This window comes from Bacillus sp. 05T31 (assembly GCF_056396725.1).
The window spans coordinates 1-3,213 of the sequence record NZ_JBFTMA010000518.1 but is presented as its reverse complement, the minus strand read 5'-3'; the positions used below and the strand labels follow the sequence as shown (position 1 = coordinate 3,213).

The 3,213-nt window shown below is 38.2% G+C and carries 3 protein-coding genes; all 3 read right to left on the bottom strand.

The annotated features are described in order from the left end of the window. Nucleotides 1–35 precede the first annotated feature (35 nt). The gene (locus AC1DJR_RS23345; RefSeq protein WP_477003616.1) at nucleotides 36–1,652 is read right to left on the bottom strand and encodes a (2,3-dihydroxybenzoyl)adenylate synthase; all 1,617 of its coding nucleotides are present in this window, start codon (nucleotides 1,650–1,652) and stop codon (nucleotides 36–38) included. A gap of 12 nt (nucleotides 1,653–1,664) precedes the next feature. Further along, nucleotides 1,665–2,864 carry an isochorismate synthase DhbC gene (dhbC, locus tag AC1DJR_RS23340; protein WP_477003615.1) on the bottom strand — a complete coding sequence of 400 codons (1,200 nt, stop codon included), beginning with the start codon at nucleotides 2,862–2,864 and terminating at the stop codon, nucleotides 1,665–1,667. A 26-nt stretch (nucleotides 2,865–2,890) separates the two neighbouring features. Then, the coding region (locus tag AC1DJR_RS23335; RefSeq protein ID WP_477003614.1) for an SDR family oxidoreductase at nucleotides 2,891–3,213 on the bottom strand (323 nt) is incomplete at its 5' end.

Genomic DNA, 3,213 nt, shown 5'->3' with positions numbered 1-3,213 from the left:
CATCTAATCACTTCCTTCCAAATTTTAATAGTTTTTTATCGTTTTACTGTAATAAGTTTTTCAGCAATGRCTTTACGTAATTCTTTTTTGCTTACTTTTCCAACACCTGTTTGYGGGAATGATTCAATAAATTCAATTCGATCTGGAATCTTATAAGCYGCTATACCACGTTCTCTTAAGAACATTTTTAATTCGTTTGCAGTTAGGACTTGTCCACGAGCGATAACAAAAGCACAAGTGCGTTCTCCTAAATAATCGTCAGGCATAGATACGATTGCTACATCATGTACTGCATCATGTGCTAATAGATGATTTTCAACCTCTTCCGCAGCAACCTTCTCACCGCCACGATTAATTTGATCTTTATCTCTTCCTTCTACAATGATGTAACCTTGTTCATTTACTTTCACAAGATCTCCTGTACGATAAAATCCATCCTTTGTAAATGATCKTGCATTATGCTCTTCCGCTTTATAATARCCACGAATTGTATATGGCCCTCTTGTTAATAAACTTCCTACTTCACCGGGYTTTACATCGTTATCATTTTCATCAACAACCCTTACTTCATCGAATGTAGACATCGGTCTACCTTGYGTATGAATAATGATTTCTTCAGGATCATTTAATCTTGTGTAATTTACTAACCCTTCTGCCATACCGAACACTTGCTGTAACGTACATCCGAATGTAGGGCGAATACGCTTCGCAACTTCGGCACTAAATTTTGCACCTCCTACTTGAATAACTTGCAGGCTCGATAAATCGTCGTTACGGGAAGATGCTGCATCAAGCCAAATCATTGCTAATGGTGGAACGAGCGCTGTAATCGTAACTTTTTCTTTTTCTATAAGAGCAAATGCCTCATCTGGACTACCTCCAGTTGCCAATACTACTTTTCCACCCGCATAAAAAGTTCCAAATGTCCCTGGAGAACTCATCGGGTAATTGTGTGCTACTGGAAGAACTGCCATATAGACACTTTCTGCATTTAAATTACAAATGTCAGCGCTAACACGTAAACTATAAATATAGTCATCATGTGTTCTAGGAATTAATTTAGAAAGTCCTGTCGTCCCTCCTGATAATTGGAGAAACGCAACATCACTTGGCTGAACTTCTGGTAATGGAACGGGATTCATGTAAAGTTCATTTATACTCACAAACTCTTCTTCTTCCCCTACTACGATTACATGTTGTAAAGTAGGCACTTTTTCTTTTACTTCTCTTGCTAGTTTTCGGTAATCAAAGCCGAGAGCCTTGTCTGAAATAACGTAAGCACTCGCCTCACCAAACTCACAAAAATAACTAATTTCACTGCTTCGATGTGAAGGTAGTGCAAAAACAGGAAGCGCTCCAATTCGAAATAGTGCAAAGCATATTTCGAAAAACTCTATAATGTTAGGTAACTGGATTACAACTCGATCCTCTTTCTTTATTCCTAAATTCAGTAAACCTGAAGCTAAGCGATCTACCTGTTTATCAAGTTCACTATATGTTATTTGTGAATTACCACTTACAATCGCAATTTGATCTCCATGTTTTTCAGCGCGTTCTTTTAACATCGAACCAAATGTTTCTCCAAGCCAACACCCTTCTTCTCGATAGCGATTGGCAAATTCTTTTGGCCATTCCGTATAACCTATTAACATTCTTTCTTCCCCCTATTTTTCATTCAGCGAATTATCTCTTAACCCTAAAGCCTTCAACATTGTTTGGAACTTAGCTGATGTTTCTGCTAACTCATCTTCTGGCTTTGATTCAGCAACAACTCCAGCACCTGCATATAAGCGAAGTGTATTCTCTTGCACTTCAGCACAACGAATTGTAACAATCCATTCGCCATCTCCATTTAAATCGCTCCACCCTAACATTCCTGTAAAGAATTCACGGTCAAATGGCTCAATTTTTTGAATAGCCTCTCTCGCTTCTTCCATTGGAGTTCCGCAAACTGCTGGCGTTGGATGAAGGGCAATTGCTAATTCTAAAGAAGACGTATTTGGGTCCTTTAGTTCACCTTTCACTTCCGTAGACAAATGCCACATTGCTTCACTATGAATAACTGAGGGTTTTTCTGGAACATGTAATATATGACAGTAAGGGCGAAGCGCAGCGGCAACCGATTCAACTACTACCGCATGTTCATGTAAATCTTTTGGAGAAGAAAGTAATTCTTCTGCCCTTCTTTTATCTTCTACTGGATCCTCACTTCGTGGTCTTGAGCCAGCCAACGGATTAGAAATTACTTGCATACCATGACGTGAAACAAGTAATTCAGGACTTGCTCCAATTAACGTCTTACTGTACTCGTTTTCATCTTTCGGCAAATTAACAGCAAATGTGTAGCCGTGCTTATTATGTTCCGCTAATTCACGGAGTAGTTTTTGTTGATCAATTTTCTCGGAAGACTTAACATCCAATGATCTGGATAGAACGATTTTTCTTAAATCTCCGTCCTGAATTTTTGCTATTCCTTGCTTCACACCATCCATATAAACTTCAGGAGCTGGAAYCGGTGTCATTTCAAATGTCAGTTTCTCATTTCGTTTTATCTCATTTGTTGTCTCTAACTGTAAACGCTCAGTAATTCTACTATGTTCTGGTACGATAAGTTGAACTTCTTTTCTACGATCAAAAGGCAAAGCACCAACAACGATAGGATTCGGATTTCCGGCTTGTTTTGCATTACTTAATACCGCTTGTACAAGTTCTGGAAAGCTTTCAATTTCATGATGTTTTACTGTAGTAAACTCTCCTTCTGTCAATATCGTTCGAGTTGGTGAAGCGAAAAAGAACGAAGATTCAGTTTTATAATCTTCTAATAATTTTTCTGACAGTTCCTTTACGGCTATAAGTTCATTCATAGTATTAAAACCTCCTGAATTTTTTATTAAACTCCTAATGTAGCTCCGCCATCGACACATAAATTGTGCATTGTAATATGACTCGCTTTATCAGAAGCTAAAAACAATACTGCTTCAGCAATTTCTGAAGGTTGTGCAATTTTTTGTAACGGAATACCGAGTCTATATGTATTTTGAGAACCAGCAATTATATTTTCAGCTCCATTCTCATCRGCCCATAGTAATCTTTGCATTTCAGTTTCAGTAGAACCAGGAGAAACTAAGTTGCAGCGAATATTGTATGCTGCAAGCTCTAATCCTARACACTTCATAAACATTRTCGTTGCGGCTTTTGATGCAGCGTACGCAG